The organism is Rhizobium sp. RU20A, from assembly GCF_900155885.1.
Taxonomy (GTDB): Bacteria; Pseudomonadota; Alphaproteobacteria; order Rhizobiales; family Rhizobiaceae; genus RU20A.
Map to the genome: position 1 here is coordinate 1 of NZ_FTMB01000018.1, position 2,500 is coordinate 2,500.

1 protein-coding gene, 1 tRNA gene and 2 rRNA genes (1 of these 4 cut by a window edge) are annotated in these 2,500 nt (G+C 54.4%); 1 reads left to right on the forward strand and 3 read right to left on the reverse strand.

The genetic code is table 11. The features are described from left to right. Position 1: 1 nt before the first annotated feature. Positions 2 to 78, reverse strand: a tRNA-Met gene (locus F3H41_RS21090). Between the two features lie 169 nt (positions 79 to 247). Continuing rightward, positions 248 to 362 (reverse strand): 5S ribosomal RNA (gene rrf / locus F3H41_RS21095). On the opposite strand from rrf, the gene F3H41_RS21100 reads away from it, so the two are divergent. Beyond that, the gene (locus F3H41_RS21100; RefSeq protein WP_149740714.1) at positions 351 to 533 is read left to right on the forward strand and encodes a hypothetical protein; all 183 of its coding nucleotides are present in this window, start codon (positions 351 to 353) and stop codon (positions 531 to 533) included. The genes rrf and F3H41_RS21100 overlap by 12 nt on opposite strands. Before the next feature lie 163 nt (positions 534 to 696). Here F3H41_RS21100 and F3H41_RS21105 read toward each other — a convergent pair. Beyond that, a 23S ribosomal RNA gene (locus F3H41_RS21105) occupies positions 697 to 2,500 on the reverse strand (it continues 1,091 nt past the right edge of the window).

Here is a 2,500-nt window from a genome sequence, read left to right on the forward strand (position 1 = left end):
TTGGTTGCGGGGGCAGGATTTGAACCTGCGGCCTTCAGGTTATGAGCCTGACGAGCTACCGGGCTGCTCCACCCCGCGCCAAGCGCGTTTGGTTTCCCAATGCGCGGATATTTGGCTTTGCCAAATGAGTTGTGTTCTGTGAACGGTTTTCGTTGTTTGGAACGACGAAGGGCCGCTTTTGCGGCCCTTGGTGTCGGCCAGGGGCCGTTTGTTTTGTTTTGAGAAGATTTTGAGTTGCGTTTTGCAGACCTGGCAGCGACCTACTCTCCCGCGTCTTGAGACGAAGTACCATTGGCGCTGGGGCATTTCACGGCCGTGTTCGGAATGGGAACGGGTGGGGGCTCCCCGCAATGACCACCAGGTCGGCGAAGCGCAACGATGCCGACGGCATCGTTGCTTTCCTGTTTGCCTTGGCAGACCCTTTTTTCCTCACTGTCGTTCGGAAGGGTGCCAAAGCGGCCATACTGGAAAGCATGGATGCTGTCGCATTTTTTCGAGAAGCTGGTGAAGGCTTTCGCCTTCTTGTCTTATGAACACGTCTTTTCTTCTTGAGGGCAACGGAGCAAAGCTCCGCAAGGCCAGAGGCCGTCGGCCATCGTTGGCCGGCCCGTCCGGAGCGAAGCGGCCAAGCCGCGACAGCGTCAGGACAGAAGAGATGGCTCATCGAATTTCATTCGATGAGCATTTTCAATGAGAACGATCAAGCCGATCGAGCGATTAGTACCGGTAAGCTTCATGCATTGCTGCACGTCCACACCCGGCCTATCAACGTGGTCGTCTTCCACGGCTCTGATAGGGAATACTCGTTTTCAGGTGGGTTTCCCGCTTAGATGCCTTCAGCGGTTATCCCTTCCATATATAGCTACCCTGCTATGCCGTTGGCACGACAACAGGTCCACCAGAGATATGTCCATCCCGGTCCTCTCGTACTAGGGACAGATCCTGTCAATATTCCTACACCCACGGCAGATAGGGACCGAACTGTCTCACGACGTTCTGAACCCAGCTCACGTACCGCTTTAATTGGCGAACAGCCAAACCCTTGGGACCTGCTCCAGCCCCAGGATGCGATGAGCCGACATCGAGGTGCCAAACAACCCCGTCGATATGGACTCTTGGGGGTCATCAGCCTGTTATCCCCGGCGTACCTTTTATCCGTTGAGCGATGGCCCTTCCACGCGGGACCACCGGATCACTATGACCGACTTTCGTCTCTGCTCGACTTGTCAGTCTCGCAGTCAGGCGGGCTTATGCCATTGCACTCGACGAGCGATTTCCGACCGCTCTGAGCCCACCATCGCGCGCCTCCGTTACTCTTTCGGAGGCGACCGCCCCAGTCAAACTACCCACCATACACTGTCCCGGATCCGGATAACGGACCGCGGTTAGACATCCACGAAGATAAGGGTGGTATTTCAAGGATGGCTCCACAAAGACTGGCGTCCCTGCTTCAAAGCCTACCACCTATCCTACACATGCCTTGGCGAAAGCCAGTGTAAAGCTATAGTAAAGGTGCACGGGGTCTTTCCGTCTGACCGCAGGAACCCCGCATCTTCACGGGGAATTCAATTTCACTGAGTCTATGCTGGAGACAGCGGGGAAGTCGTTACGCCATTCGTGCAGGTCGGAACTTACCCGACAAGGAATTTCGCTACCTTAGGACCGTTATAGTTACGGCCGCCGTTTACTGGGGCTTCGATTCAGAGCTTGCACCCCTCCTCTTAACCTTCCAGCACCGGGCAGGCGTCAGACCCTATACGTCGTCTTTAGACTTCGCAGAGCCCTGTGTTTTTGATAAACAGTCGCTACCCCCTGGTCTGTGCCACCCCATCATACTTGCGTAAAATGGGGTCACGCTTCTTCCGAAGTTACGCGTGCAATTTGCCGAGTTCCTTCAGCATAGTTCTCTCAAGCGCCTTGGTATACTCTACCTGACCACCTGTGTCGGTTTCGGGTACGGTCTATACGGTGGAGCTATTTCCTGGAACCGCTTCCCCGCCCAGACAATCCAATAAGCCTGAACAAGTTACGCAATCCGTCACTACCACCAGGCCCACGATTATTAACGTGGTTCCCATCGACTACGCATTTCTGCCTCGCCTTAGGGGCCGGCTAACCCTGCTCAGATTAACTTTAAGCAGGAACCCTTGGTCTTTCGGCGAGAGGGTCTCTCACCCTCTTTATCGTTACTCATGTCAACATTCGCACTTCCGATACCTCCAGGACCCCTCACGGGTATCCCTTCACAGGCTTACGGAACGCTCCGCTACCCCTAGATATTCGTTAGAATGTCTAAGCCTCAGCTTCGGTGCATGGCTTTAGCCCCGTTACATTTTCGGCGCAAAGACCCTTATTTAGACCAGTGAGCTGTTACGCTTTCTTTAAATGATGGCTGCTTCTAAGCCAACATCCTGGTTGTTTTGGGATCCTCACATCCTTTCCCACTTAGCCATGACTTGGGGACCTTAGCTGGAGGTCAGGGTTGTTGCCCTCTTCACGA

Excerpts from the sequence above, each read along its gene's own strand:
- F3H41_RS21100 (WP_149740714.1), top strand. The coding sequence starts at position 351 with ATGACCACCAGGTCGGCGAAGCGCAACGATGCCGACGGCATCGTTGCT.